This window comes from Butyricicoccus faecihominis (genome assembly GCF_014648015.1).
Lineage (GTDB): Bacteria > Bacillota > Clostridia > Oscillospirales > Butyricicoccaceae > Agathobaculum > Agathobaculum butyriciproducens.
The window spans coordinates 36684-62227 of sequence record NZ_BMQH01000008.1 but is presented as its reverse complement, the minus strand read 5'-3'; the positions used below and the strand labels follow the sequence as shown (position 1 = coordinate 62227).

Genomic DNA, 25544 nt, shown 5'->3' with positions numbered 1-25544 from the left:
CGTAAAACGGAGGATTTTTACAACACTCATCTTATATAGAATGATATAGGATTTATTTCCGCAGAAAATACACCAGACACGGTCGTCCGCCGGTGCGGTAATCCATCTCACTGCCAATAACCTGCTGTTCAGTCAGGTAATTCATATACCGGCGCACAGTGACAACTGACAAGCCAACATGCGATGCGATCTCATCACTGGTATGCCGTGTATCCGGCGCAGCCCGCAGATATGCCTCAATGCGCGAAAGCGTCTGGCTCTGCAAACCTTTTGGCGGCGTGACAGGCTGTGTCGGCATCGCAGCCTGAAACAGCGTATGATCGAGCGCCTCCTGACTGAAGCTGTCGCGCTGCACGCTCTCTCTCCGGCGGCAGAACACGTCCAGCGCCTGCCGGAACCGCTCATATGCGAATGGTTTGACCAGATAATCCACTGCACCCAGTCGCGCGGCATCGTTGACCGTTTTTGCGTCATTCGCCGAAGTGACCATGATGACATCCGCGTCCACACCTTCCGCGCGAAGCTGCAGCAGCAGTTCGGTGCCGCTCATCTGCGGCATGTAAACATCTAAAATAATCAGGTCGATCGGGTTGCGCTGCAGCCAAAACAGCGCCGGATGCGCCGCTGAAAACGTCTGCACGACGGCAAACCGGCTGTCCTGCTCGATACACCGGCGGTTGAGCCGTGTAATCATCGGATCGTCCTCAATAATAACCGTTGTGTACATCGGATTTCCTCCTTACTGCTGTCCGTTTGCGGATTCCGCAACCGTAATGATGAACGAGCTGCCGATTCCCGGCTCGGATTCGACGCGAATCGTTCCGTGGAACGCGTTCACGGTTTCCTTGACGAGTGACAGACCGGTGCCTCTGCCCTCGCCCTTGGTGGAAAAGCCGCGCTCGAAAATGCGGTCCAGCTTATCGGCGGCAATGCCTGCACCGCTGTCGTCCACGCTGATGAGCATGCCGTGCTCTCCCTCGCGAATGCTGACCGTCACTTCCTTCTGTGCGTTTTCCGGTGCATCCCGCAGTGCGTCAAACGCATTCTCAGTCAGGTTTCCAAGAATGGTGATCAGACTGCTCGCCGGAAGATACTGTCCGTCTCCATGCAGCTCACTCGCCGGGTCGAGCACAAACCGGATGCCCAGCTCTGCCGCACGATATACCTTGCCAATCAGCAGCGCTGCAACCGACGGCTCCCGAATACGCTCAGAAATATAGCCGATCGAGTGTGCGCGCGTCTGCGTTAAATGCAGCACATAGTCCTCCGCCTGCTTGTACTCGCCCAGCTGTAACAGACCGAGAATCACATGCAGCTTGTTGGTAAACTCATGCGTATACGCCCGCAGCGCACCGACAATGTGCTGCACGCCGGTCAAATCCTGCGCCAGTCGCGTGACCTCGGTCCGGTTGCGGAAAATAGCGATAACACCCTCCACCTTGCCGTCCCGCCAAAGCGGCATACGGTCGGAAATTACCGAAACGTGCTTGATGGACTCCAGACCGATGTTGTATTCACTTTTGCCGGTCTGCAGCACGCGCGCCATCGTCGAGCGCGGATAGACCGTCTTTAACGGCTGACCGAGTGCATCCTTCACCTTGATTTTGAGAATATCCGCTGCCGCACGGTTCATATAGGTGATCATGCTGTGTTCGTCGATCGCCATCAGACCCTCATCCAATGCATCCAGAATATCCATGCGCTGCAGAAACAGCTGACGGAACGCGTCCGGCTCATAGCCCAGCATTTCCCGCTTGACCCGCTTGGAAAACCGCACGCTGAGCAGACTGCCGATGCCAAGCGCGAACAGCGTGATGAGCAGATACGACAGCAGCACACGCAGCACCGTCCGATGGTAGGAGCGCAGATACAGCCCTGCCATGACGATACCGGTCACCTGCCCGTTTTCATCGCGCATGACAGCATAGGCACAGCGATCCGCGCCGTCCGGCATCTCATCGTTCGAGAGCACCGGCTTTTCCTCGCTGCACAGGCGGCTGACCGTATCCGCTTTCAGTTCGGGCAGCAAAGATGCGTCGCCTGTACCGGACACGAGATCGTAAAACACTGTCGGCTTGCCCTTAATATCATACACGCCGAGCATATCCACTTCAGATACACGCCGTACGGTCCGCGCCAAATACTGCTGTGCGTTATCTGCCCGAATATCCTCGATCAGCAGCGGCGCATCTGCCGCCATCTGCGCTGCATTGGACAGCAGCTGGTCGCGCGTCCGCACCTCCTGATACAGGCCGATGCCCAAACCGACCGACGTGGACAGCAGCACCACCACCGCAATGCACAGGATCAGCATCCGGCGCACCTGCCGGTGCAGTGAGCCGGAGGAACGTGCATTTATCAAATTCATCCACTCCTTTTAAGAAGATACTTCATATCATAACACACTGGTCAACATTCATCAAATCCCCTCTGCAGATTTATGCAAATCTGTCAAATTGCGCGGGTTAATTTTTTTTAGTTTCATAAGCTTGCGTAAACTCCGACAGGTTTTTACAATAAGCGCGTAAACCAACTTATAGACAAACGAGGTGATGCCCTTTGGGTGAAATCAAAGCGGAATTGAATGCCGAACTGCAAACCCATATTGCGTTCGAGATTCCGCTGTTCGGCGGAATACCGGTTCCGGAATCCGCTGTGGTAAGCTGGGCAATCATAGTTGTGCTGACCCTGCTTGCCATCTGGCTGACGCACGGACTGCGCAAGCGTCCCGGGCGAAAGCAGATCGCCGCAGAGATGCTGGTGGGCTTCATCAACAATTTCTGCCGCGACACACTGGGCGACAAATACTGGCGCACCTTCGCTCCGTACCTTGGCACGGTAGGCCTGTATCTTGCGCTGGCGAACATGGCCGGTCTGTTCGGCGTAACGCCGCCGACCAAAGACCTGAACGTCACCGCCGGTCTGGCGATCATGAGCGCCCTGCTGATCTACGGCTCGCAGTTCCGGTTCCACGGTCTGCGCGGCGGACTGAAAAAGTTCAGCGAACCGGTTTCGGTCGTCACGCCGCTCAACATTATGGAGATCGGCATTCGGCCTTTGTCGCTCTGCATGCGACTGTTCGGCAACATTTTCGCCGGATTCGTTATCATGGAGCTGGTCAAAATGGCCATTCCGGTCGTTGTCCCCATCCCGCTGAGCCTGTATTTCGATGTATTCGACGGTATGATACAGGCAATCGTATTTGTATTCCTGACAACACTTTTTCTGTCGGAATCGCTTGAGTAACCACTGTTTTATCTGAGAAAGGATCACAAAAAATGAGTATTGCTATTGGTGCAGCTATTGCAGTTATGACCGGCATCGGCGCCGGTCTCGGTATCGGCTATGCAACCGCGAAATCCTCGGAAGCCATTGCACGTCAGCCGGAGGCCTCCGGCCAGATCAGCAAAAACCTGATCCTCGGCTGTGCACTGGCCGAGGCAACCGCCATCTACGGTTTTCTGATCGGTATCCTGCTTATCTTCATGAATTGATCGGGGTGAGATCGAATGATCCTCAATCTAAATTCGCAGATTATCTGGGTGTTTGTTGATCTGCTCATCCTGTTCGTGCTGATGAAGAAATTCCTGTTCGGACCCATCACAAAAATGCTCGATGACCGTGCGCAGCAGGTGTCGGACACGCTCGATCAGGCGGACAAACGTCTCGCCGAGGCTGAGCAGCAGCAGACCGCGCACGCCGCGCAGCTTGCTTCCGCCAAGCAGGAGGCCGCACAGATCATCGAGGACGCCCGCGCACGCGGTCAGCAGGAGTACGATCGTCTTGTCGCAGAGGCGCAGACCGCTGTGCAGCGGCTCGATGAGCAGGCGACCCGCCGTCGGGAATCCGAGCGGACGCAGATGCTCCGTGAGGCGAAAAAGGAGATTGCCGCTCTCGTTCTGCTGACCACCGCCAAGGTATCCCGGCAGAAGCTGAACAGCGACACCGACCGCGACATGATCGACGATTTTCTGCGTGAAGAAACGGAGGCCGCACGATGAGCTCGACCGCCGTACAGTATGCCGGTGCACTGCGCCATACCGGTTGCACGCTGAGCGATCTGCAGCACACCGCCGATTATCTGACCGATTGTGCGCCGTTATGGGATGCACTGTGCTCTCCTGCTGTTTCCGCGCGGGAGAAAAAGGCTGTGCTGTCCCGCCTGCCCGATTTTGATGCGATGGGCGAGCTGAAGCACTTCTATCTGCTGCTGGCGGACAAAAACCGCTTTGCGCTCCTGCCGGAGATCGTCCGGCAGTTTCGTCTGCTTGAGCTGCGCGACAGCGGCGAGGGCCTGTGCGTATTTCGCTGTGCCCGCGAACCGGATGATGAATCGCTGCGTTCGCTTGCCAAACTGCTGTGCGCACGACACAGTTATTGTGCGGTTACGTTTGAAATCGTGCAGGACGACACGCTGCTCGGCGGCTTTACTGCCGAAATCGACGGCGTAACCTACGATAAAAGCGTGCGCGGACAGCTTCGCGCACTGGCGCATGACCTGTAAAGGGGTGAAAACCATTGAACCATTCAGATGAGATTTTATCTATTCTCCGCGAGGAGATTGAACAATATGACAACCGCACGCGCTGCGACGAAACCGGCACGGTCATCGAGGTCGGCGACGGTATCGCCACCGTTTACGGACTGAACCGCGCTGTATACGGCGAACTGGTGCAGTTTGACACCGGTGTGCACGGCATCGTGCTCGACCTTAAGCGCGACAGCGTCGGCGTGGTACTGCTCGGCAGCGAGGACGGCCTGCATGAAGGCTCGGCGGTCAGCCGCACCGGACGTGCGGCTGACGTTCCGGTCGGCGATGCGATGATCGGCCGCACGGTCAACGCCCTCGGTGAACCGATTGACGGCCTTGGACCGATTGAAACGACCGAGCGTCGTCCGATCGAGCGAGAGGCTTCGGGCGTGGTATCGCGTGAGCCGGTAAACCAGCCGATGCAGACCGGCATCCTTGCCATTGACGCGATGGTGCCGATCGGACGCGGTCAGCGCGAGCTGATCATCGGCGACCGCCAGACCGGCAAGACCTCCATCGCCATCGACACCATCCTGAACCAGAAGGGGCAGGATATGATCTGCATTTACGTTGCCATCGGCCAGAAGGCATCCACAGTGGCGCGCCTGCGCGGCACGCTCGAGAAATACAGCGCACTCGATTACAGCATCATTGTTTCCGCCACCGCAGCAGACGGTGCGCCGCAGCAGTATATCGCGCCGTATGCCGGCGCCGCTATCGGCGAGTATTTCATGAGTCAGGGCCGCGATGTGCTCATCGTGTATGATGATCTGTCCAAGCACGCAGTCGCTTACCGAACGCTGTCGCTGCTGCTGCGCCGCTCGCCCGGCCGTGAGGCGTATCCGGGCGACGTATTCTACCTGCATTCCCGTCTGCTCGAGCGTGCCTGCCGCCTGACGCCGGAGTACGGCGGCGGCTCGATGACCGCGCTTCCCATTATCGAAACGCTGGCAGGCGATGTTTCCGCCTACATTCCGACCAATGTCATTTCCATCACGGACGGTCAAATTTATCTGGAAAACGACCTGTTCTTTGCCGGTCAGCGTCCGGCGATCAACGTTGGCCTGTCGGTATCGCGTGTCGGCGGTGCGGCACAGACCAAAGCCATCAAGAAAACCGCCGGTACGCTGCGTATCGATCTTGCCCGCTTCCGCGAGCTGGAGGTATTCACCCAGTTCAGCTCGGATCTGGACAAGGACACTCAGCAGGCCCTCGAGCACGGCAAACGCCTGATGGAAATCCTCAAGCAGCCGCTGTGTCACCCGATGCCGGTATGGCGGCAGGCGGTTATCCTGTATGCTGCGACCAACGGTCTGCTGAGCGATGTTCCGCTCGACCGGGTACGCGATTTTGTGCAGAAATTTGCCGACAGTCTGCCCGATTCCCTGCTGACAGAGATTCAGTCCACCGGTACCCTGACCGGCACGGCTGCCGAGCAGATCCGGGAGGCCCTGAAAACCTATAAAGATCAGGTGAGTGCAGCATGGCAGGCATAAAGGAGATCCGCACCCGCATTGACAGTGTGCAGCAAACGCTCAAGATCACAAACGCGATGTACCTGATCTCGTCCTCCAAGCTGCGCAAGGCAAGGCAGCAGCTGAACAATGTACAGCCGTATTTTCTCAAGATCAGCTCCACGATTGCCGATATTCTGCACCATTCTCCTGAAATCGAGCATATTTATTTCGATAAGCGGCCCGAGGTCAAGCGCCGCAAGTCCGGCTACATCGTTATCACGGGCGACAAGGGACTGGCCGGTGCGTACAATCACAACGTGCTGCGTCTGGCCGAGAAGCATCTTGCACAGGAGGACGATCCAACGCTGTTCCTCATCGGTCAGATGGGCCGCGCGTACTTCGCCGAGCGCGACATCCGCGTAGACGGCGAGTTCATGTTCACCGTGCAGGACCCGACGATTGCCCGTGCGCGGGACATTGCGGATATTTTCATCCGTCTGTTCCGCGAAGGTCAGCTGGACGACGTGTATGTTGTCTACACCGAAATGGTAACGCCTATGCGGCTTGAGCCGCGCGTACAGAAGCTGCTGCCGCTCGACATTGACGCATTCCCATGGGAGCCGCGTCCGAGTGAACACGGCCCCTATCATCAAATGGTGCAGTATGTACCCTCGGCAGACCGCGTACTCGAGCATCTGGTACCCGGCTACGTCAAGGGTGAGCTGTTCGGCGCGCTGGTCGAGTCCTTCTGTGCCGAGCAGAATGCCCGCATGACAGCAATGGACTCCGCGACCGACAACGCACGCGATATGCTCAAATCGCTGTCGCTGCACTACAACCGCGCACGGCAGTCCGCCATCACGCAGGAGATCACCGAGATCGTCGGCGGCACACAGGGCAGCGCCGCAGAAACACCGCAGCCCCGCCGTCCGATTCCGACGCGGACCGTCCGCTTTCTCGCAGACGGCAGACGCGCATAGAAAGTGAGGAAATTACTATGAAACGCAAAGGTACCGTGGTACAGGTAACAGGTCCGGTTGTGGACGTTGCTTTTGACGGCGGCAGCCTGCCTGAGATAAATGAAGCGCTTACCGTTGCACCGGACGGACAGCCGCGCATGATGGAAGTCGCGCAGCACATCGGCGGCGACACCGTGCGCTGCATCATGCTCTCCCCGAGTGAGGGCATCGGCCGCGGCGACGAGGTGCTGTCCACCGGTCACACGATTGAAGCGCCGGTCGGTGAAGCGACCCTTGGACGCATGTTCAACGTGCTCGGTCAGCCGATCGACGAAAAGGGCGATGTAAACGCACCGGAAAAGTGGTCCATCCACCGTGCGCCGCCGGATTTTGCACAGCAGAACCCGACGACCGAGATTCTCGAGACCGGCATCAAGGTCATCGACCTGCTCGCGCCGTATGCCAAGGGCGGCAAGATTGGTCTGTTCGGCGGTGCCGGTGTCGGCAAGACCGTGCTCATTCAGGAGCTGATTCACAACATCGCCACCGAGCACGGCGGCTACTCCATCTTCACCGGTGTCGGCGAACGCACGCGAGAAGGCAACGACCTGTGGCGCGAGATGGCGGAATCCGGCGTACTGAGCAAGACCGCGCTCGTGTTCGGCCAGATGAACGAACCGCCCGGAGCGCGTATGCGCGTTGCGCTGACCGGTCTGACCATGGCGGAATACTTCCGCGATGTGAAAAAGCAGAACGTGCTGCTGTTTATCGACAATATTTTCCGCTATGTACAGGCAGGCTCGGAGATTTCCGCACTGATGGGCCGCATGCCCTCGGCGGTCGGCTACCAGCCGACGCTGGCTGATGAGGTCGGTGCGCTGCAGGAGCGTATTGCTTCCACCAAGGACGGCGCGATCACGTCCGTGCAGGCGGTCTATGTTCCGGCGGACGACCTGACCGACCCGGCTCCGGCGACCACATTCACCCATCTGGACGCAAAGACCGTCCTCTCCCGTAAGATTGTCGAGCAGGGCATCTATCCTGCCGTTGACCCGCTGGATTCCACCTCGCGTATCCTCGAGCCGGATATTGTCGGTGAGCGGCATTACAAGGTCGCACGCGGCGCACAGGAGCTGCTGCAGCGTTACCGCGAACTGCAGGATATCATCGCCATCCTCGGTATGGAGGAGCTTGGCGCGGATGACCGCCGCATTGTCGATCGTGCCCGCCGCATGCAGCAGTATTTCTCGCAGCCGTTCTCGGTTGCCGAGCAGTTTACCGGTCTGGAAGGGCGCTATGTAACGCTTGAGGACACCATCAGCGGCTTTGAAGCGCTGCTCGGCGGTGAACTCGACCAGTATCCAGAGGCTGCCTTCTCCATGGTCGGCACGGTAGACGAGGTCCACAAAAAGGCCAAGGATATGGGGGCACTCTGATGGAGAACACCTTCTATCTGGAGATCATCACGCCGGACCGGCAGTTTTACACCGGACCAGCAACCAATTTGACTATGCCTGCACTCGACGGTGAATACGGCGTGCAGCCGGGACATGAGCCGGTCGTTACCGCACTCCGTCCGGGTACGGTGCGGTTCCAGACAGACGGCACACCGCACGAGGTCGTTGTCAGCGACGGCTTCGCGGAAATTATGCCGGACTACTGCATCCTTCTGGTATCCAGCGCCGAACGGCCTGACGAGATCGACCGCGCGCGTGCCGAACGCGCCAAAGAGCGTGCGGAAGAACGGCTGCGCCAGAAGCAGAGTATTCGTGAATATCATCTCTCCAAAGCAGCTCTGGCCCGTGCTATGGCACGCCTGAAGGCTACCCGCTGACTCCCCTTTTTAATCGCCTGCCCCAGTGTGATCAGATGGAACATCGGAGCAGGCGTTTTCGCAGATGCTTACGCTGACCAGTACAGGTGTCAGCACCTAAAAACTCAACCGACTTGAGCAATTCGTTGCTGATGCTCGGTCTGGCTGCCGCACTCGCCTGCTGTGCCCTTACATTTCTACTCGGCGGCGCCTGGGTCGAGATGATACTCGCGTTCTTCGGTGCAGGTATCGGCAACGCCGTGCGCTGTAAGCGGTCCAAGCACTACCTGACTCTTGTGCTCTGCACAACCGTTTCGGTCGCGGCGGCCTGTCCGGTGTACGCAGGCTGTCTCAAGATTGCCGAAATGACCTGCGGCATCGCCATGGTCAAGTCGGATATGCGGTCGGGTCTCGAACGGCATCATTCCTGCGCTGCCGCTCGGATTCATCCTCGCCCGCATTATGATGGATAAGATGTTCCGCCACTGCGCCTGATATCGCAGAAAAATCCCGCTGACCTAAAACCAGCGGGATTTTCCTGTTTTCTGCGTTTTCACAGCTGCAGAACACCGTAACGCCCGCAAAATGCAGAAAAACCGCTGTGAAAATGCTCCGCAGCGGTTGCTTTTTATGTAGCTGAAACGGAAAAAGCCTTGATTTCATGCGGTTTTCGAGCATAGAAAAAGTCCACCGTAATTCTATCAAAATTACGGTGGACTTGTGGTGGAGCCGAGGGGAGTTGAACCCCTGTCCGAAAGTGCATCCACGAGGACTTCTCCGGGCGCAGTTTGTCAATTAAAATTCCCGCCGCGGCACGCCGGCAAACAGGCTTACCGTTTTGGTAGAGTCATTTTACATGACGAGGGCAACTCTTACCTCGTACACGTTCACCACTAATCGACGCCGGGTCTCTGAGCCGTGGTCCTCTCTGAGCCGACGGGCTAAGCCTAATTAGGCAGCCTGAAGAGTATAATTGTTGTTGTTTAATTTATAAACAGTTGGAGCTTTTATCGCAGATCCCCACTGCGGCCCGCTATCCCGGCTTCAACACCCCCGTCGAACCCGTTACGGCCCCATTTTGAAATGGAGAATGGAAAATTGAGAATGGAGAATATTCTGCTCTCAGCTTTTCCATTTTTTAATTAACGATTACGCTCTTTCATCGCGCGGTCCATCTCGCGTTTTGCGTCGCGTGCGGCGATACTGTCACGCTTATCATGCAGCTTTTTGCCCTTGCACAGGCCGATTTCAACCTTCACGCGCGAGCTTTTGAAGTAAACCGCCAGCGGAATGACCGAATAGCCGTCCTGCTTGGTCTTGCTGAACAGGTTGACAATCTCACGCTTGTGCATAAGCAGCTTACGCACGCGCAACGGGTCCTTATTGAAGATATTGCCCTTTTCGTACGGCGAAATATGCATGCCGCGCACGAAAATCTCACCGTCCTTGAACGAACAGTAGGAATCCTTAAGATTGATCTGTCCCAGACGGATGGACTTTACCTCAGTGCCCGCAAGCTCGATGCCTGCTTCATACTTTTCCTCGACAAAGTAGTCATGCCATGCCTTTTTGTTGGCCGCAATCTGCTTTGTGCCCTTTTTGTCAACAGCCATGGCGAAACCTCCCTTACCGTGGTATATAATATAATACCATGGTAAAGGAGGTTTGTAAAGTTACTTCTGTGTTACAGTTTTCGATTATTTCAGATTTGCAATTGCATAATCTGCTTCTTCTGCTGTGAATTTTTCTCCATATTCCGAAATCAGCTGATTTCGAACGGCATCTTTAGACATATTCATATCTTCATAATAAGATTTCGCTTTTTCTAATGCATTTTCCTTGTAATCAGCATCAAGATGGTCAATTGCATACTGTGCCGCATCAGCTGGGAATTTTTCTCCGTATTCCGAAGTCAATTGATCGTAAATCCCTTGTTTCGACATATGCATCATCGAACTGTACGACTCAGCTTTTGCCAGAGCGTTTTTATATTCCTGCGGCACTTGGGGTTCTTCTGTTTTCGGCTCCTCGGTTTTCGGTTCTTCTGTATCCTTTGCTGTCTTTTGTTCCGTACCCTGTTCTTCATTTTGAACTGTGGTTTCCGGCTGTTTGGTATTGGCATCAGCGGTTGTATCTCCGGAACCGCCTGCAATCGCCACAATCACGATTGCAACAATCACCCATAGCCACCATTTTTTATAAAACGGTTTCTTATTCTTTGCTCCGCAATGCGGACATGCTTTGCAATTTGCGGCAATCAGTTGTCCACAAGTTGCGCAGTTCTTCATTTTGTCCTTTGCCATGATTTTACCTCTCTTGATGTGAAATTTTCCCCACCGGGGGACAAAGGGCGGTAAAACCGCCCTGCCCACGGTTTGGGAAAACAAAAAATCCGTGCAAGCGCGGCCGCAACGGCCGTCCACACACGGATCTTCACACAAGAAGTATATGTGAATGCGCAGCAACATCAGCCAATGTATTATGAAACTGCAATGCAAATCTTGTAATTTGCACGCACTTCCGCTATAATACATAATTGTGGTACGGTAATGTTGCCGTTGTGTATGGTGGGTATAGCACCTGCATAGGTCATAGGGTGTTGGCGCACCCTATGACTGCCGCATTTTCTGTTTTCCTTGTGTTTAGTATACCATCTTCATGATTACTCTGCAAGACTTGACAGAAAAATTAACCAATCCACAAAAAAGAGGGAGACTACACGTCTCCCTCTTTTTAATTCCATATATTTTACTGCTCTCTAAAGTGCACCTTACCGGTCGCAGCGTCCATGCCGTCCACGATAGCGAGCGACTCGAGCTGATAGCCCAGATTGCGGATAATACGGCCGCCCTGCTGGAAACCCTTCTCCACGGCAATGCCGATGCCCTCGACCGTACCGCCGGCCTGTGCCACGATGGAGATCAGGCCCTGCAGCGCACAGCCGTTTGCCAGAAAATCGTCGATAACAAGCACATGGTCATCCGGACCGAGGAACTTCTTAGAAACGATAACCTGATTTTTACACTTATGCGTAAAGGATTCGACCTCGGCAACATAAACCTCGCCGTCGATATTGACGCTCTGGGTCTTCTTTGCAAACACGACCGGAACACCGAAATGACGTGCCACAATGCAGGCAATGCCAATACCGGATGCCTCAATGGTAACGATCTTGTTGATCGGCTTGTCCGCGAAACGGCGCTTGAACTCCTCACCCATCTGATCAAACAGGTTAATATCCATCTGATGGTTCAGAAAGCTGTCTACCTTCAGAATGTTGCCTTCCTTAACAACGCCATCCTTGACAATTCGTTCCTCTAAAAAGTTCATGCTGCCACTCCCTGTTTTTTGCTTTATTTTCATCAGCTCTGCAATAGCTGCACTTGGTATTTTATCATTGTACTATACTTCGACAGGTTTTTCAATCATTCGTGCGGAAATTATTCCTCAATTTTCTCGGTTTTCTCCACGTACTGCTGAATGATTTCCGCAACCTGCTCATGTGTGCCAACAGCGTTGATAAACTCCAGCAGCGCATTTGCCGTCATGTGCGCGGGCAAATCCAGCGCGTGCAGCACGGCAGCGCGGCGTGCGGTGCTGTCCGATCTGCCGGACAGCCCCCACTCGTAAAAATCCGCCTTGGTGATGACCGGATGCACCGGCGTTTCGCTCTCGTCCTGCTGTGCAAAGGTTGCACCCGCTCGGCGGAGCGCGTCCAGAATCACCTGCGGACGCATGCCCTCCACGCCCAGCTTGCCCTCCTTGGAGCCATGCCGCTTGCGGCGTTCCTTGCCCGCGATATCGGGCACATACGCCTGCTTGACGCAGCCCTTCGGCAGTGCGCCCTTGAGGTAGTTGCGGATGACAAAGCCCGCACCGTCACTGTCGGTCAGCACGATGAGACCGCGCGTTTCCGCGATACGGCGCAGCAGCTTGAGCTGGTCTTTATTGTTAAAAATGCGGAATCCGCCGCTTTCGAGCACCACGGTATCCACCACCTGCCGGACGGTGTTCACGTCATACCGTCCCTCTACCAGAATTGCTTCCCTGATGCGCGTCATTTCTTTTCCCCCTTCAGCTCCGCTGCCATGGTGAGCAGCGTCAGCTCGATCTGCTTCTGTCGGTCTGCTGCGCCGCCCTTGAGTGCGGCATCGGTCTCCGCGCACAGCGACGCCGCCTTTCGCAGCCAGCTGAGCGGCACACGCCGTGCTGCATTCTGAATCTGCCTTGCGTAGTACGGCGATTTCGAGCCGATCATCTCCATCAGCTGTTTTTCGCCGCCGCGATTCTCCGCGCACAGCTTGGCGGCATACAGACGCTGAATATGACGCGTGATGGCAGTGAAGATCATGACCTCGTTGTTCTTCTGCGCGAGCAGCTCCCCAACAAGCGCGACCGCCCGATCAAACCTGCCTGCGGTTACCGCGTCGGTCAGGTCGAACACGACGGCATCCAGCACCGGAGAGCATACCGCGTCGATGTTATAGCGCTTGATAACGCCGGTCGTGGTGTGCGCGGCTGCCTTTTCCATCTCACCGGCGAGGTTGGTCATGGAATTGCCGCACAGGAAGATCATGTACGATGCATCTCCCGGTTCGATCATGCAGCCGAGCGCCTTGGCACGCCGCTCGAGCCACGCCACCAGCTCCTGCTCCTCCGCGTGTGCGAACTCGGCAAAGCAGGCGCGCTTCTCGAGTGTCTTGTACAGCTTGGTGCGCTTGTCCGGCTTGCCGTCCAGCACGTCGTAGTAGAACACGAGGCAGACGTACTCCGGCAGATCACCAAGTACGCTCGGCAGCACGTCTGCGAAGCCGGCAGGCGGCTTGAACAGGTCGAAGTCCTTGACGATGATGAGCTTTTTATCTGCCATCGCGGGATAGCTGTCAATGGCCTCGGTCAGCATTTCCGGTGTCAGACCCTTGCCCTCAAACTCAATAAGATTGAAATCCGCAAAGGTCTCGTCCACCACCTTCTGCCGCAGCTGCCGCAGATAGTATTCCTTCATGTAGCTTTCCTCGCCCGAAATGATGTACAGCGTGGCAAATTCGCCGTTTTTCAGGTCGCGGATCAGCTGTGATTTTCCGTTTGGTTTGGTTTCTCTTGCCGCCATGTGTTACTCCTTTTTGAACTGCCGTGCGATCTCACCTTCCTTATAGGTGCTCTGCACGTCCAGTCCCTTGTGCGACTGCAGTCCCTTCTCCGAACTCGCCGCAATGATGATATGCTGTGCACCTGCCGCTTCGGCGTACTGCGCCATGCTTTCGCCACTGCTCAGATGGTTCGCGCTGAGCACCAGCTCCGCTGCGGCAGGCAGCGTGTTTTTCTCTAAATAGGCCGATAGCTGTTTCTCGGTCGGACTGTGCAGGATGAGCACCTCGTTTGCTATGCTTACGGCCAGTTTTCCCTCGGTGACCGGGAAAATCTCCACCGGTGCGATCGGGTTCGTGAGCGTCGCCGGCTCGCTTACCTCCTGCGCATCATGCTCGTGCACGAAGGAAAGCAAATCGGCGTTGGTCCTGCGCTCCTGACAGCCTGCGGGCATGAGCAGTTCCCCAACCTCGACCGTTTCCATCAGCTCCGGCAGGTTGCGCGCATGTCCCTGATCGACCGCGGTCAGCACAACCGTATCCAGCCGCTTCAAACCATTCCAACGCAGCCACTCGCGCACCTGACGCGCAGCATTCCGGTAGCTGCCGCAGTCGATGAGCATCGCGTGTTCGGTGTCGCTCAGCAGAACGGCCTGACCGCTGCCGCATGGCAGATACGTCACCGTATAGTGGCCGTTCTGGTACTGCACCTCGGCGATACACAGGCCGGTCAGCACCACCGCCAGACACGGCAGCACGGCTTTCCATTTGACGTGCTTTCCGGCAGTCAGCCACACGAGCAGCACCGCGAACACGATGCCGAGCGCCGCCAGACCGAAGGTGTTGTTCGGGTGCAGCGTGCCGAAGCCGAGGTCCGCGATGGTATTCGCTGACCAGAGCAGATAGCTTATGAGCGGACGAACCAGTCCGGCAAACATCGGCACAAGCGCCGGACAGACAGCTGCTGCAACACACAGCGCGAACCCGCCCACAAAGCAGAGCGAGGTCACGCCGACCGTCATCAGGTTGCTGATGGGCGACAGCACGGACACCGCGCCGAACGAGGTCAGCAGAATCGGTACTGTAAATATCGTAGCGCAAACCGTGCAGCTGAGTGCGCTCGCGATGACCGCAAGCGCCTTGCGCACGAGTTTCGGCGCACCGGCAAACGGCTTTTCGAGTGCATGCTGCAGCTTCCCTGCGAACAGGATAAGACCGAGCGTGGACGCGAATGAAAGCTGCAGACCCACACTTGCGATCGAGTACGGATTGACAAGCAGCAGAACAGCCAGTGCCATCAGCAGCGCGTTCAGTCCGCCTGAGCGGCGCCGCAGAAGAAATCCGCCTGCCGCCGTCAGGTACATCAGCGCCGCACGCAGCACGGACGGCGTGGCTCCCGCGACCGGCACAAACAGCAGCACCAGCGGGATGGACACAACCGTTCCCCACCGTTTGCCGAACAACAGCGTGCAGAACCCGACGAGGAAGCCGATGTGCAGTCCGGAAACGGCCACCAGATGGCTGAGACCCGCAATGCGGAACGCGGTCTGGTCGGTGTCGCTCAGATTTTTGCTGCCGCCGACCAGCAGTCCGGTCAGCAGACCGGCTTCGCGTTCCGGAAGGGTACGCTGCACCGCATTTCGGCAGAACCGCGCGATTCTCTGCGGCGCAAAGCGCAGACTGTCCCGCTTGGAATCTAAGACCTCGAACTGCACCGCGTTGTGCTCCTCGTCGGTCGCATACGCGCCCGCGATATAGCAGCCCTCGGACGCCTGATACGCCGCACGGTCAAAGCCGCCGAGCGTGTCCGGCACATAAAGTGTGGCCATGACGCGTACCCTGTCTCCTGCCAGCAATGGCGGTTCGGTTTCCGGCAAGTAGCACCGCAGGCGAAACCGCCTGCCGTCCGTAGTCTCCGCCGAGAGCAGCACGCGCTGGTCGGTGTCGTACACCTCGGCATCCCGCAAGGCGGCTGCGGTGATCTCCTGCGTTTCGCCGGCTAAAGCACGAATGGGCGCGACCCGCAAATCCCGGAATACGGCAAAGCCGGTCAGCGCAAGAGCGGCAGCCGCCAGCACGGCAAACACAGTCAGCAGACACTTGTGGCGGCGCAGGAACACAGCCGCAAGCACCAGCAGAAGCGCAATCGGCGCGGCAATGCCAAGCTGCACCGACAGCTCCAGGCAGACTGCCGCGTACAGCGCGGCAGCCATCGGCGGCACCAGATAAACCAGAGGGCGTTCTCGCATACGGGTCACTCCCTTGCCTTTTCTACTATTATAGCAAAGACCGGAACGCGCCGCAACCGCAGACCGCCTTACAGCGTATTTCTGCGGAACCGGGTCGGTGTTGTACCGGTTTTTTCGGTGAAGGCTGTAATAAAGTTGACCTCACTGCGGTAGCCGACACGGAACGCGATCTCCTTGACCGAAAGCGACGTGGACTGCAGCAGGGCCTTGGCCTCGTCAATCCGATGCAGCATGATGTACTCGTGCGGGGAAAATCCGGTCGTGCTGCGGAACAGCCGCGAGAAATGCGACGGACTCAAGCTGACCGCGTCCGCCACCTTCTCCACGGATAACGATTCAAACAGGTGTTCTCCGATATACTTGACCGCCTGTGCAATGGCATCGTTTTTCCGGTCCGGTCCCGACTGCGCCGGAAACAGCAGCGCGCACAGGATTCGGTAGATGCGCTGCGAGCGGTCCAGTTCGGTCATATCGCCGGTGCGCAGACCGGAAATGATCTGTGCCAGCTCCTGCTCGATGCGTAAATCCGCCGGCGGCGTAAGCACCTGCCTGCCGCCGCGGAACGCGAGTATCTGCTCGAAAAATGCCGCCGCATTTGCGCCGTCAAAGTGAATCCAGAGCGCTTCCGCGTCGCCCTTGGTATAAAAATGATGCGGTCTGCGGCAGTCCACCAGTCCGATCTGTCCGCGCTCGGCGCAGTAGAGCTGGTCGGTCTCGAAGTACATCGTACCCGAGCGAACGTAGGTCAGAAAGAGATTCTTGTGGCTCTCCAGATGGGCGATGTCGCAGCTGTCGAGAAAATTATACCGCGCATCGTAGTAATAATGTCCCACGCGGGTGACATAGTAAAACAGCCGCCGAGCCGTTGCAGACGGCGTTGAGAAAAATCGTTCCGAGCGCGACAGCACACCCGGCTCACTGAAAACCTTCACGGCATTCCCTCCTCTGCCTTCTATGATAGCACAAAATATGAATAGATTGCAGTATTTTGTTATTGCCAAATCAAAGAAAATTCGGTATGCTGTTAGCAGAAGTAAAAAAGCTGAACCGGAACGATAGATATTGCGGCTCGTTCCGTCCGATCAGCTTTGAAGGCAAGGGGTTGTTGTAATGATAAAGGAAAAGACGTTTTATAAATCCTTTATGGTGCTGGCACTGTCGCTGGCGCTGCAGAACCTGCTCACCTACGGCGTAAACCTGATGGACACCATGATGCTCGGACGGTACAGTCAGGATGCCATGGGCGGCGTAAGCCTGTGCAATCAGGTGCAGTTTCTGCTGCAGATGCTGGTCGTCGGTGCAGGCGAGGGCGCGGTCGTTATGGGCTCGCAGTACTGGGGCAAAAACAAGCTGGAGCCGATCCCGCACATCATCGGTGTGGCTTTGCGCTTCGGCGGTTCACTGGCGGTGCTGATGTTCGGCATTGTGCTGTTCTTCCCGCACCAGCTGCTGTCGCTGCTGTCCAACTCGCCAACGGTCATCGCGGAAGGTGAAAAGTATTTCCAGATCATCTGCTTTACCTATATTATCTTTACAATAACCAATATTCTGGTCGCGTCTCTCCGCTCGATCGGTGTAGTAAAGATCGGCTACATGATCTCGGGTTCGACGCTCATCATCAACGTGTGCCTGAACTACTGCCTGATCTACGGCCACTTCGGCTGTCCGGAGTTGGGCGTGCGCGGTGCAGCTATCGCAACGCTGGTTTCCCGCTGTGTGGAGCTGCTCATCGTTATCTACTACCTGAAGTTTAAGGAGCACAAGCTGAACCTGAGCCTGCGCAAGCTGGTTCACATCGACACCAGCTATGTGCAGGATTACATGCACGTTTCCCTGCCGGTGCTCATCAATCAGGCGCTCTGGGGCATCGCGCAGATGGTACAGACCGGTATCCTCGGTCATCTCGGCGGCGATGCCACGGCTGCCAACGCGATCGCGGTGCAGGTATATCAGGTTCTGTCGGTTGTCTGCTATGGCGCCGCGTCCGCATCCGGCATTGTGGTCGGCCGCACCATCGGCGAGGGCAACCAGCAGCGGCTGCGTCCGCTCGTACATACGCTGCAGGTCCTGTTCGTCTCCATCGGACTGTGCTCGGGTCTTTTGATCTTCCTTCTGCGCGTACCGATCCTTGCGCTGCTCGGCGGCACGCTCACCGAAACGGCGTACAAGTATTCCCTGCAGTTCATGCTGGTGCTCGCCATCACGACGGTCGGTACCTCGTACCAGATGGCGTGCGATAACGGCATCATCCGCGGCGGCGGCGACACCAAGTTCAGCGCCAAGATGAATATCATCAGCATGTGGCTTATCGTTGTGCCGTTCTCGGCAATGGCGGCTTTCTGGTGGAAGTTCCCGCCGGTTGTCGTGTTCTTCCTGCTCAAGTGGGATCAGCTGTATAAGATCATTCCCGTGGCTATCCGCCTGCACAGCTGGAAGTGGGTCAAGAAGGTTACGCGTCCGGATACCGCGGAAGGTTAAGCCAACACCACACAATTAAAGCAGCGGCGCTTTGCGGAAATTATGCGGTATTGCCTTAAAATCGAATTTATCCTACCTCTCTCTTTGGAGCTCGCTGTAAGGCGGGCTCCTTTTTTCTGCACCGGGTTTCCGGGGGATTTTCGCTTGCGAAGCGAACGGAACTGCGCTGACGCCGCGCGGGCGCACAAGAGGGTAGACACCTGCGGTTTCCACCCTCTTGTGAAACTCCCCTTTTCCCTATTAGCACGGCGAAAATCGGAGAGCGGCGACCGCTGCGAAATGGGGAACGGCAGTCGGGTTACCGCAGCGTATCTTTCGCAACCTATTCGCAGTTCACAGATAGCGTACTGCTACACAGACGGTTTACTTCCAGCAGAGCGCGGCATACCCGTGCCGCGCAACTCGTTAGCGCGTTGTTATAGACAGAACCTGCGAAGATAAATTGTACCAAACGCCTAAATTCGCAGGGGCCGTGCGCTATAACGCGCCAAAGGGTTGCGCGACACGGTTATGTCGCGCCTGCGCAGATGAAATCACATGTGTAGCAGAACAGTATCTGACACTGCGAACAGGTTGCGAAAGATACGGAAGAAAAAATCCTCTGCCGTACTCCTTTTCAAAGCGGTCACATGTCGGTAATCTGCGCCAGACTAACAAACAAGGGAAAGGCAGGAGTTCAAAGAGGAAGGGAAACCGCAGGTGTCCCTTCCTTTTTGCCCCCGCGGCGGGCGCCGCATCACCCCAGCGGCGGGCGCCGCACACTCCGCAGAGCGCAACTTTCCGCGATTTCAGTTGACAACTGCCCGCAAAAGTGGCATAATAGATACGCAATACAGAAAATGCGATGAGGAAACGAGTTTTCCATCCGCCGTTCTTCAGAGAGAGGACATTCGCTGCAAGTCCTTGTCCGGTGCGGAAAACAGCCACTTCCGAGCAGTCTGCAACTGAAACAGACCGTCTGATCCCCGATACCGGATTACCGAGATGGATATGGCATACCCATATTCAAATCAAGGTGGTACCGTGGAAGCATGCTTTCGCCCTTGAAGTCCGGGCGGAAGCTTTTTTCATTTTCTGTTTTATTTCCGTAAATTCTTTTTTGGAGGAATCAATTTATATGCAGTACAGAGGACTCAACGAGCTGCGCGAGATGTACCTCAGTTTCTTTGAAACCAAGGGTCATCTCCGCCTGCCGAGCTTTTCGCTCATCCCGCAGAACGACCCGTCGCTTCTGCTCATCAACTCCGGCATGGCGCCGATGAAGCCGTTCTTCACCGGCGAGCAGGAGCCGCCGCGCCACCGCGTTACCACCTGCCAGAAGTGCATCCGCACCGGCGATATCGAGAACGTTGGCAAGACCGCCCGTCACGGCACCTTCTTCGAGATGCTGGGCAACTTCTCCTTCGGCGACTACTTCAAGCGCGAGGCCATTCACTGGAGCTGGGAATTCCTGACCAGTCCGGAGTGGGTCGGCATTGACCCGGATCGCCTGTATCCGTCCATCTACGTTGACGATGACGAGGCATTCGAGATCTGGAACAAGGAGGTCGGCATTGCACCGGAGCGTATCTTCCGCTTCGGCAAGGAGGACAACTTCTGGGAGCATGGCTCCGGTCCGTGCGGCCCGTGCTCTGAGATCTACTACGACCGCGGCCCCGAGTACGGCTGCGGCAAGCCCGGCTGCACCGTCGGCTGCGACTGTGACCGCTACATGGAGGTATGGAACAACGTATTCTCCCAGTTCGACAACGACGGCCACGGCAACTACTCTGAGCTGAAGCAGAAGAACATCGACACCGGCATGGGTCTGGAGCGTCTGGCGTGCGTGGTACAGGGCGTTGGCTCCCTGTTCGACGTTGACACTGTGCGCAACATCACCAACAAGGTTTCCGAGATCGCCGGCAAGCACTACGGCGACAGTGATAAGACCGATGTTTCCCTGCGCGTTATCACCGACCACATCCGCTCCACCGTTATGATGATCTGCGACGGCGTTATCCCGTCCAACGAGGGCCGCGGCTACGTTCTGCGCCGCCTGCTGCGCCGCGCCGTTCGTCACGGCAAGCTGCTCGGCATTGACAAGCCGTTTATGTCCGACGTTGCTTCCACCGTTATCAACGAGTCCGGCGGCGCATATCCGGAGCTGGTTGAGAAGCAGAAATATATCCACAAGGTTATCGAGAACGAGGAAGCCAGCTTCAACAAGACCATCGACAGCGGTCTGGCTATCCTGAACGACAAGATCGCGGCTTCCGACGGCAAGGAGCTGTCCGCTGCGGACGCATTCCAGCTGTACGACACCTACGGCTTCCCGATCGACCTGACCCTTGAGGTACTCGAGGAGCAGGGCATGACCACCAGCCGTGAGGAGTTCGACCGCCTGATGAACGAGCAGCGCGAGCGTGCCCGTGAGGATCGCAAGAAGATGGGCGACCTCGGCTGGCAGAGCGAGGATCTGGGTCTGGACAAGTCCATCAAGACCGCATTTGACGGCTACACCACCCTTGAGGAGTCTGCAAAGATCCTGGCTATCGTAAACGAGGGCGAGGTTTCCGGCGCCGCTGCCAAGGGCGAGAAGATCACCGTTGTACTCGACCGCACGCCGTTCTACGCTGAAATGGGCGGTCAGATCGGTGACCACGGCGTTATCACCGGCAAGAACGGCACTATGACCGTTTCCGACGTGCAGAAGACCAAGGACGGCAAGTACATGCACATCGGCGTTGTCACCGAGGGTGAGCTGTCCGTTGAGGACGAGGTCACCGCTTCCGTTGATGCGGCTTACCGCCAGGCAATCTGCCGTGCACACACCTCCACCCACCTGCTGCAGAAGGCGCTCCGCGCCGTACTGGGCGACCACGTTGAGCAGGCAGGCTCCTACACCGCAAACGATCATATCCGCTTCGACTTCACCCACTTTGCAGCGCTGACCGCCGAGGAGCTGGCCAAGGTCGAGGATATGGTAAACGATGCGATTCTGGCTGGCAGCCCGGTTATCACCGAGGAAATGAGCATTGACGATGCCAAGAAGAAGGGCGCTATGGCGCTGTTCGGCGAGAAGTACGGTCAGACCGTCCGCGTGGTACAGGCCGGTGACTCCATCGAGCTTTGCGGCGGTACGCACCTGGACAACACCGCGAAGGCCGGTTCGCTCAAGATCATCGGCGAGGCTTCTGTTGCAGCAGGCGTGCGCCGTATCGAGGCTGTTACCGGCAAGGCTGTTCTCAAGCTGATGAACGACCGTCAGGCGGTTCTCAACGAGGCTGCTGCCGTACTCAAGACCAACCCGAACGAGCTGTCTGCCAAGATTGAGCAGCAGGTAAACGATATGCGTACCCTCAACAAGAAGCTCGAGAAGATGGGCGCAAAGGTCGCTGCAATGCAGATGGTTGACCTGTTCAACGTATCCCGCAACATCAAGGGCGTAGACGTGGTTGCCACCAAGCTGGATGACGCATCTGCCGACATGCTCCGCACCATGGGCGATGACATCAAGAGCAAGAAGGAGAACATGGTTGCTGTTCTCTCCGCAGTCAACGGTGACAAGGTAAGCCTGCTTTGTGTCTGCGGCGCTGAGGCCGTCAAGAAGGGCGCACACGCCGGCAAGATCATCAAGGAAGTTGCCAAGATCGTTGGCGGCGGCGGCGGCGGCCGTCCGGACAGCGCTACCGCAGGCGGCAAGAATCCGGCAAAGCTGGAGGAAGCACTCGAGGCTGTCAACAACATCGTTGAAGCAATGCTGTAATAAACTTTAGGGGAAAGCCGCGGGAACGCTCTCGCGGCACTCCCCTTTCAGAAAGGAGCGATCATTCCATGGAAGATTGTCTGTTCTGTAAAATCATCGCGGGCGATATCCCGTCAAGCAAGGTGTACGAGGATGACCTCTGCTACGCCTTCAACGACATTGACCCGCAGGCTCCCACGCATTTTCTCGTGATCCCGAAGCAGCACATCCAGTCTGTTGCCGCCGTTGATGCGTCCAACAGCGCGGTTGTGGCCCACTGCTTTGAGGTTATCGCGAAGATTGCGAAGGAGCGCGGCATGGACAGCTTCCGCGTGGTCTCCAACATCGGAGAGCAGGCGGGTCAAAGCGTGTTCCATCTGCATTTCCACGTCCTTTCCGGACGGGATATGACCTGGCCGCCGGGCTAATACGCCCTGCTTCTAAGGGGGACGCTGTCCCCCTTAGATACCCACAAAGTTCCGTAGAAACTTTGTGGGATATCCCCCTCTCGTCCGCACAACGGACGAGGCCGTGCCGCTACGGCACGGGCAGTAGAGAAACAGTCCGGCAAAGCCGGACTGTTTCAGGGAATTGAATCGGCGTACTGCGGTACGCCGCTGCCTGCGCTTGCGCGAACGGCAGGAAAAAGGCACACCGTTTGGTGTGCCTTTTTGTATGCGCTGGTTTACGTTTTGCTTATTTCTCAGATGATAATACCCTCACAATGGTCGATCTCATGCTGAATAATCTGTGCGGTCCAGCCGGTGAAGGTTTTCAGTCTCGTCTGGAACTTTTCGTTCTGGTACTGCACCTTGATGGATTGCCAGCGGCGCGTTTTGCGCGTGCCGGTCAGCGACAGACAGCCCTCCTCGGCCTCATAGCCGCCGGACTGCTTGACGATTTGCGGGTTGAACATCACCATATACGTTCCCTCGTTATCGAACGCGATGATGCGCTTGTTCACGCCGATCATGTTCGCCGCCATGCCGACACAGCCGTCCTTGTGCGCTTCGAGCGTTTCCAGCAGGTCGGTTGCGGTTTGGATATCGTCCGGCGTGGCCTGCTCGGCCTTCTGCGCTAAAAATTTCTCGTCTTTGCAGATTTCCTGAATCATATTGTGCTCCTTATTTATGTTTGCATTCCCAGTCGACCATGATGGCCAGCTGCTCCGGTGTGTGGAACCAGTGCTCGCCTTGCGGCACGATGATTAGCTCCGCACCGGATTTTGCCGTGTAAGTGCGGATAGTCGCCAAGTCGGTCATGCTGTCATTTTCGCCGTAGAGAATGTACTGCGAGCAGTGCCAATCCTTTGCCGGATGCGCACGCACCCAGCAAAGGTAGTCCCACGAGAGCATATCCCCTTCCCTCGCGGGATACATGCCGCGCTCGCGCAGGATTTGCTCGGTAATGCCTGCCGCGCATATCCTGTCGCAGATCAAGCGCTCCATATCCACGATGGGCGACACGAACAGCGCTTTTTCCGGTGCGGCAAACGCCAGCCGCGCAAAATACGCCCCGATGCTGGTCGCGCGCACGTTTGTCGCGCGCCAGTGTGCTCTTGCGTAAGCCATCACGCGGGTGAGTTCGGGTGCGGCTGTCCATGGTGCAAATTCCTCATCCCGGTTTTGGCGTGTGCCGTGATTCGGCAGGTCGATGGACAAAACCTGTGCATCCGGAGCCACTATTTCTGCAAACGGAAGGGCTTCTTCCTTGCGGCCGAATTGCCCGTGAACGAACAGCCACAGCGTGTCCGACGGCTCGCCGTACAGCACCGCCGGTGTGTTTTCGATAAAGAATTGTTCGGTTGTCACGCGTTATCCTCGTCTGCCAGCCAGTTCAGCGCACACCAGGTATGCAGCGCTGCACCGCGCGGCAGGATATCCTCGTTGAACACGACTCTTTCGTTGTGCATCGGCTCACCGAACGCAGGATTTTCCTGCTTGGTGCCTGCACCGATGAGCAGGTATGCGCACGGTAAATCGTAGGTGTAGGACGCAAAATCCTCCGAGCCCATGCCGCCCTCGTCCATCCGATAGATCAGCTTTTCACCGAACAGTGCACCGGCAAGGTCTGCCATACGATTGGTCAGCGCAACGTCATTCCTGAGCGGCGGCGCGGACGCGATCTCTTCCGTGACGGCTGTGCCGCGGAACGCCTGTGCGGTACACTGTGCGATTTCCCCGATGCGGGTGAAGATCTGCGCGGACAGGTCGCGGTCAAAGCTGCGGATGGTGCCCTCGAGCACCGCAGTCTGCGGGATAATATTGGGCGCCTCGCCGCCGGTCATGCGGCCGATGGTCACGACAGCAGGCGTTTTTGCGCCGATCTCGCGGCTGATGATCTCCTGCAGCGACAGGTAAATGTGGCTTGCGATATTGAGCGGGTCCACGCCCTTTTCCGGCATTGCGCCGTGGCATCCAACGCCGTTTACCGTGATACGGAACAGCGTGCAGCCCGCCATAAACGTGCCGCGTCCGCACAGAACCAGTCCGGACGGCGTACCCGAATTGACGTGCAGCGCAAAGCCTGCCTGCGGTGCCGGGTCTTTCAGCACGCCCGCCGAGAGCATGGCCTTTGCGCCGGTAAAGCCTTCCTCGTCCGGCTGAAACACCAGCTTGACCGTGCCTTGCAGCTGCGTCCGGTACTCCTGCAGCAGCTTTGCCGCACCGAGCAGCATCGCCGCGTGCATGTCGTGGCCGCAGGCGTGCATGCAGCCGTTCGCGGATGCGAAATCCAGTCCGGTCTGCTCGGTCACGCACAACGCGTCCATGTCGGCGCGCAGGAGCAGACAGCGGCCGGTCTCGGTGCCGGTTATCTCCGCGACGACACCGCCTGCCAGCTCACGCGGCTGATAGCCCATCTCAAGCAGGCGTTTTTTGACGCAGGCTACAGTGTTCGGCAGGTCGTTGCCGACCTCGGGTGCAGCGTGCAGCGTCCGCCGGTCGCGGACAATATCCTCGCGGATGCGCTCTGCCGATGCAAGCACCTGCTCCGCCGTTATGGTTAAGGTTTGTGACATGATTTTTCCTCCCTTGTCGGTGTTTCTATATTACGGCAATACCGCATAATTGGACAGAAGCGATTGTGGTATGCCTTAAGTATACCATAAATTGCAGAAAAAAACCGCTCTGTTTTTATTTGGCGCAGCCATTTCCCGTATTTGCCTTGACGAAACGCGCTGTAAATTGTATCATATAGGTATATCATTGTGTCCACATGGCAACTTGGCGGCAGCGTGACAGGCTG

General features: G+C 56.9%; 24 protein-coding genes and 1 other RNA gene. 12 read left to right on the top strand and 13 right to left on the bottom strand.

The window, feature by feature from the left end:
* Positions 1 to 52 precede the first annotated feature (52 nt).
* Both IEY11_RS09015 and IEY11_RS09010 read right to left on the bottom strand, forming a co-directional pair.
* Positions 53 to 727, bottom strand: coding sequence for a response regulator (locus tag IEY11_RS09015; protein WP_118729604.1), 675 nt, complete (start codon positions 725 to 727; stop codon positions 53 to 55).
* Positions 728 to 739: 12 nt separating this feature from the next.
* On the bottom strand, positions 740 to 2362 hold the full coding sequence (locus IEY11_RS09010) for an ATP-binding protein (protein WP_188886339.1): 1623 nt from the start codon (positions 2360 to 2362) through the stop codon (positions 740 to 742).
* 197 nt (positions 2363 to 2559) lie between these two features.
* Between IEY11_RS09010 and IEY11_RS09005 the strand changes: the two genes are divergently transcribed.
* The 9 genes from IEY11_RS09005 to IEY11_RS08965 all read left to right on the top strand — a co-directional run bounded on the left by IEY11_RS09005 (position 2560) and on the right by IEY11_RS08965 (position 9233).
* The gene (locus tag IEY11_RS09005; RefSeq protein WP_118729602.1) at positions 2560 to 3246 is read left to right on the top strand and encodes a F0F1 ATP synthase subunit A; all 687 of its coding nucleotides are present in this window, start codon (positions 2560 to 2562) and stop codon (positions 3244 to 3246) included.
* A 32-nt stretch (positions 3247 to 3278) separates the two neighbouring features.
* Positions 3279 to 3494, top strand: a complete 216-nt coding sequence (gene atpE, locus IEY11_RS09000) for an ATP synthase F0 subunit C (RefSeq protein ID WP_110436420.1) — start codon at positions 3279 to 3281, stop codon at positions 3492 to 3494.
* A gap of 15 nt (positions 3495 to 3509) precedes the next feature.
* Entirely contained in the window at positions 3510 to 4001 is a 492-nt protein-coding gene (gene atpF / locus IEY11_RS08995; protein WP_188886338.1) for a F0F1 ATP synthase subunit B, read from the top strand.
* Positions 3998 to 4504: an ATP synthase F1 subunit delta gene (gene atpH / locus IEY11_RS08990; RefSeq protein WP_110436418.1), complete on the top strand. Its 507-nt coding sequence runs from the start codon at positions 3998 to 4000 to the stop codon at positions 4502 to 4504. The genes atpF and atpH overlap by 4 nt, the downstream gene beginning before the upstream one ends.
* Positions 4505 to 4518: 14 nt before the next feature.
* A complete protein-coding gene (gene atpA / locus IEY11_RS08985) occupies positions 4519 to 6027 on the top strand; it encodes a F0F1 ATP synthase subunit alpha (RefSeq protein WP_188886337.1) in 1509 nt (502 codons plus the stop codon).
* On the top strand, positions 6015 to 6968 hold the full coding sequence (gene atpG, locus IEY11_RS08980; protein WP_110436416.1) for an ATP synthase F1 subunit gamma: 954 nt from the start codon (positions 6015 to 6017) through the stop codon (positions 6966 to 6968). Before atpA ends, atpG begins: the two co-directional genes overlap by 13 nt.
* A 17-nt stretch (positions 6969 to 6985) precedes the next feature.
* Positions 6986 to 8383 (top strand): F0F1 ATP synthase subunit beta, encoded by a 1398-nt coding sequence (gene atpD, locus IEY11_RS08975; RefSeq protein ID WP_110436415.1) that lies wholly within the window; start codon positions 6986 to 6988, stop codon positions 8381 to 8383.
* Positions 8383 to 8781 (top strand): ATP synthase F1 subunit epsilon, encoded by a 399-nt coding sequence (atpC, locus tag IEY11_RS08970; RefSeq protein WP_110436414.1) that lies wholly within the window; start codon positions 8383 to 8385, stop codon positions 8779 to 8781. The genes atpD and atpC overlap by 1 nt, the downstream gene beginning before the upstream one ends.
* A gap of 113 nt (positions 8782 to 8894) precedes the next feature.
* The gene (locus IEY11_RS08965; protein WP_308744170.1) at positions 8895 to 9233 is read left to right on the top strand and encodes a threonine/serine exporter family protein; all 339 of its coding nucleotides are present in this window, start codon (positions 8895 to 8897) and stop codon (positions 9231 to 9233) included.
* A gap of 248 nt (positions 9234 to 9481) precedes the next feature.
* Here IEY11_RS08965 and ssrA read toward each other — a convergent pair.
* The 8 genes from ssrA to IEY11_RS08925 all read right to left on the bottom strand — a co-directional run bounded on the left by ssrA (position 9482) and on the right by IEY11_RS08925 (position 17028).
* Positions 9482 to 9835: a transfer-messenger RNA gene (gene ssrA, locus IEY11_RS08960) on the bottom strand.
* A 67-nt stretch (positions 9836 to 9902) separates the two neighbouring features.
* Positions 9903 to 10373 (bottom strand): SsrA-binding protein SmpB, encoded by a 471-nt coding sequence (gene smpB / locus IEY11_RS08955; RefSeq protein WP_117490323.1) that lies wholly within the window; start codon positions 10371 to 10373, stop codon positions 9903 to 9905.
* Between the two features lie 84 nt (positions 10374 to 10457).
* Positions 10458 to 11063 carry an Ltp family lipoprotein gene (locus IEY11_RS08950; RefSeq protein ID WP_188886336.1) on the bottom strand — a complete coding sequence of 202 codons (606 nt, stop codon included), beginning with the start codon at positions 11061 to 11063 and terminating at the stop codon, positions 10458 to 10460.
* A gap of 445 nt (positions 11064 to 11508) precedes the next feature.
* On the bottom strand, positions 11509 to 12090 hold the full coding sequence (locus IEY11_RS08945) for a xanthine phosphoribosyltransferase (protein WP_188886335.1): 582 nt from the start codon (positions 12088 to 12090) through the stop codon (positions 11509 to 11511).
* Positions 12091 to 12200: 110 nt separating this feature from the next.
* Positions 12201 to 12821 carry a toprim domain-containing protein gene (locus IEY11_RS08940; RefSeq protein ID WP_188886334.1) on the bottom strand — a complete coding sequence of 207 codons (621 nt, stop codon included), beginning with the start codon at positions 12819 to 12821 and terminating at the stop codon, positions 12201 to 12203.
* Positions 12818 to 13870, bottom strand: coding sequence for a DNA polymerase III subunit delta (holA, locus tag IEY11_RS08935; protein ID WP_118358522.1), 1053 nt, complete (start codon positions 13868 to 13870; stop codon positions 12818 to 12820). Before holA ends, IEY11_RS08940 begins: the two co-directional genes overlap by 4 nt.
* Before the next feature lie 3 nt (positions 13871 to 13873).
* Positions 13874 to 16096 (bottom strand): ComEC/Rec2 family competence protein, encoded by a 2223-nt coding sequence (locus IEY11_RS08930; protein WP_188886333.1) that lies wholly within the window; start codon positions 16094 to 16096, stop codon positions 13874 to 13876.
* Positions 16097 to 16164: 68 nt separating this feature from the next.
* Positions 16165 to 17028 (bottom strand): AraC family transcriptional regulator, encoded by an 864-nt coding sequence (locus tag IEY11_RS08925; RefSeq protein WP_188886332.1) that lies wholly within the window; start codon positions 17026 to 17028, stop codon positions 16165 to 16167.
* Positions 17029 to 17206: 178 nt separating this feature from the next.
* Between IEY11_RS08925 and IEY11_RS08920 the strand changes: the two genes are divergently transcribed.
* From IEY11_RS08920 to IEY11_RS08910, 3 genes are all read left to right on the top strand, one after another.
* Positions 17207 to 18574, top strand: coding sequence for an MATE family efflux transporter (locus IEY11_RS08920; RefSeq protein ID WP_118285242.1), 1368 nt, complete (start codon positions 17207 to 17209; stop codon positions 18572 to 18574).
* A gap of 1117 nt (positions 18575 to 19691) precedes the next feature.
* On the top strand, positions 19692 to 22319 hold the full coding sequence (gene alaS, locus IEY11_RS08915; protein WP_188886331.1) for an alanine--tRNA ligase: 2628 nt from the start codon (positions 19692 to 19694) through the stop codon (positions 22317 to 22319).
* Positions 22320 to 22387: 68 nt separating this feature from the next.
* Positions 22388 to 22726 (top strand): histidine triad nucleotide-binding protein, encoded by a 339-nt coding sequence (locus IEY11_RS08910; RefSeq protein ID WP_117490384.1) that lies wholly within the window; start codon positions 22388 to 22390, stop codon positions 22724 to 22726.
* Positions 22727 to 23001: 275 nt separating this feature from the next.
* Here IEY11_RS08910 and IEY11_RS08905 read toward each other — a convergent pair whose 3' ends face one another.
* Genes IEY11_RS08905 through IEY11_RS08895 form a run of 3 tightly spaced genes read right to left on the bottom strand, consistent with a single transcriptional unit; the run spans position 23002 to position 25317 of the window.
* Positions 23002 to 23412: a peptide deformylase gene (locus IEY11_RS08905; protein ID WP_110436990.1), complete on the bottom strand. Its 411-nt coding sequence runs from the start codon at positions 23410 to 23412 to the stop codon at positions 23002 to 23004.
* Between the two features lie 10 nt (positions 23413 to 23422).
* The gene (locus IEY11_RS08900) at positions 23423 to 24109 is read right to left on the bottom strand and encodes an alpha/beta hydrolase (protein WP_188886330.1); all 687 of its coding nucleotides are present in this window, start codon (positions 24107 to 24109) and stop codon (positions 23423 to 23425) included.
* A complete protein-coding gene (locus IEY11_RS08895) occupies positions 24106 to 25317 on the bottom strand; it encodes a M20 metallopeptidase family protein (protein WP_188886329.1) in 1212 nt (403 codons plus the stop codon). The genes IEY11_RS08900 and IEY11_RS08895 overlap by 4 nt, the downstream gene beginning before the upstream one ends.
* Positions 25318 to 25544: the final 227 nt, after the last annotated feature.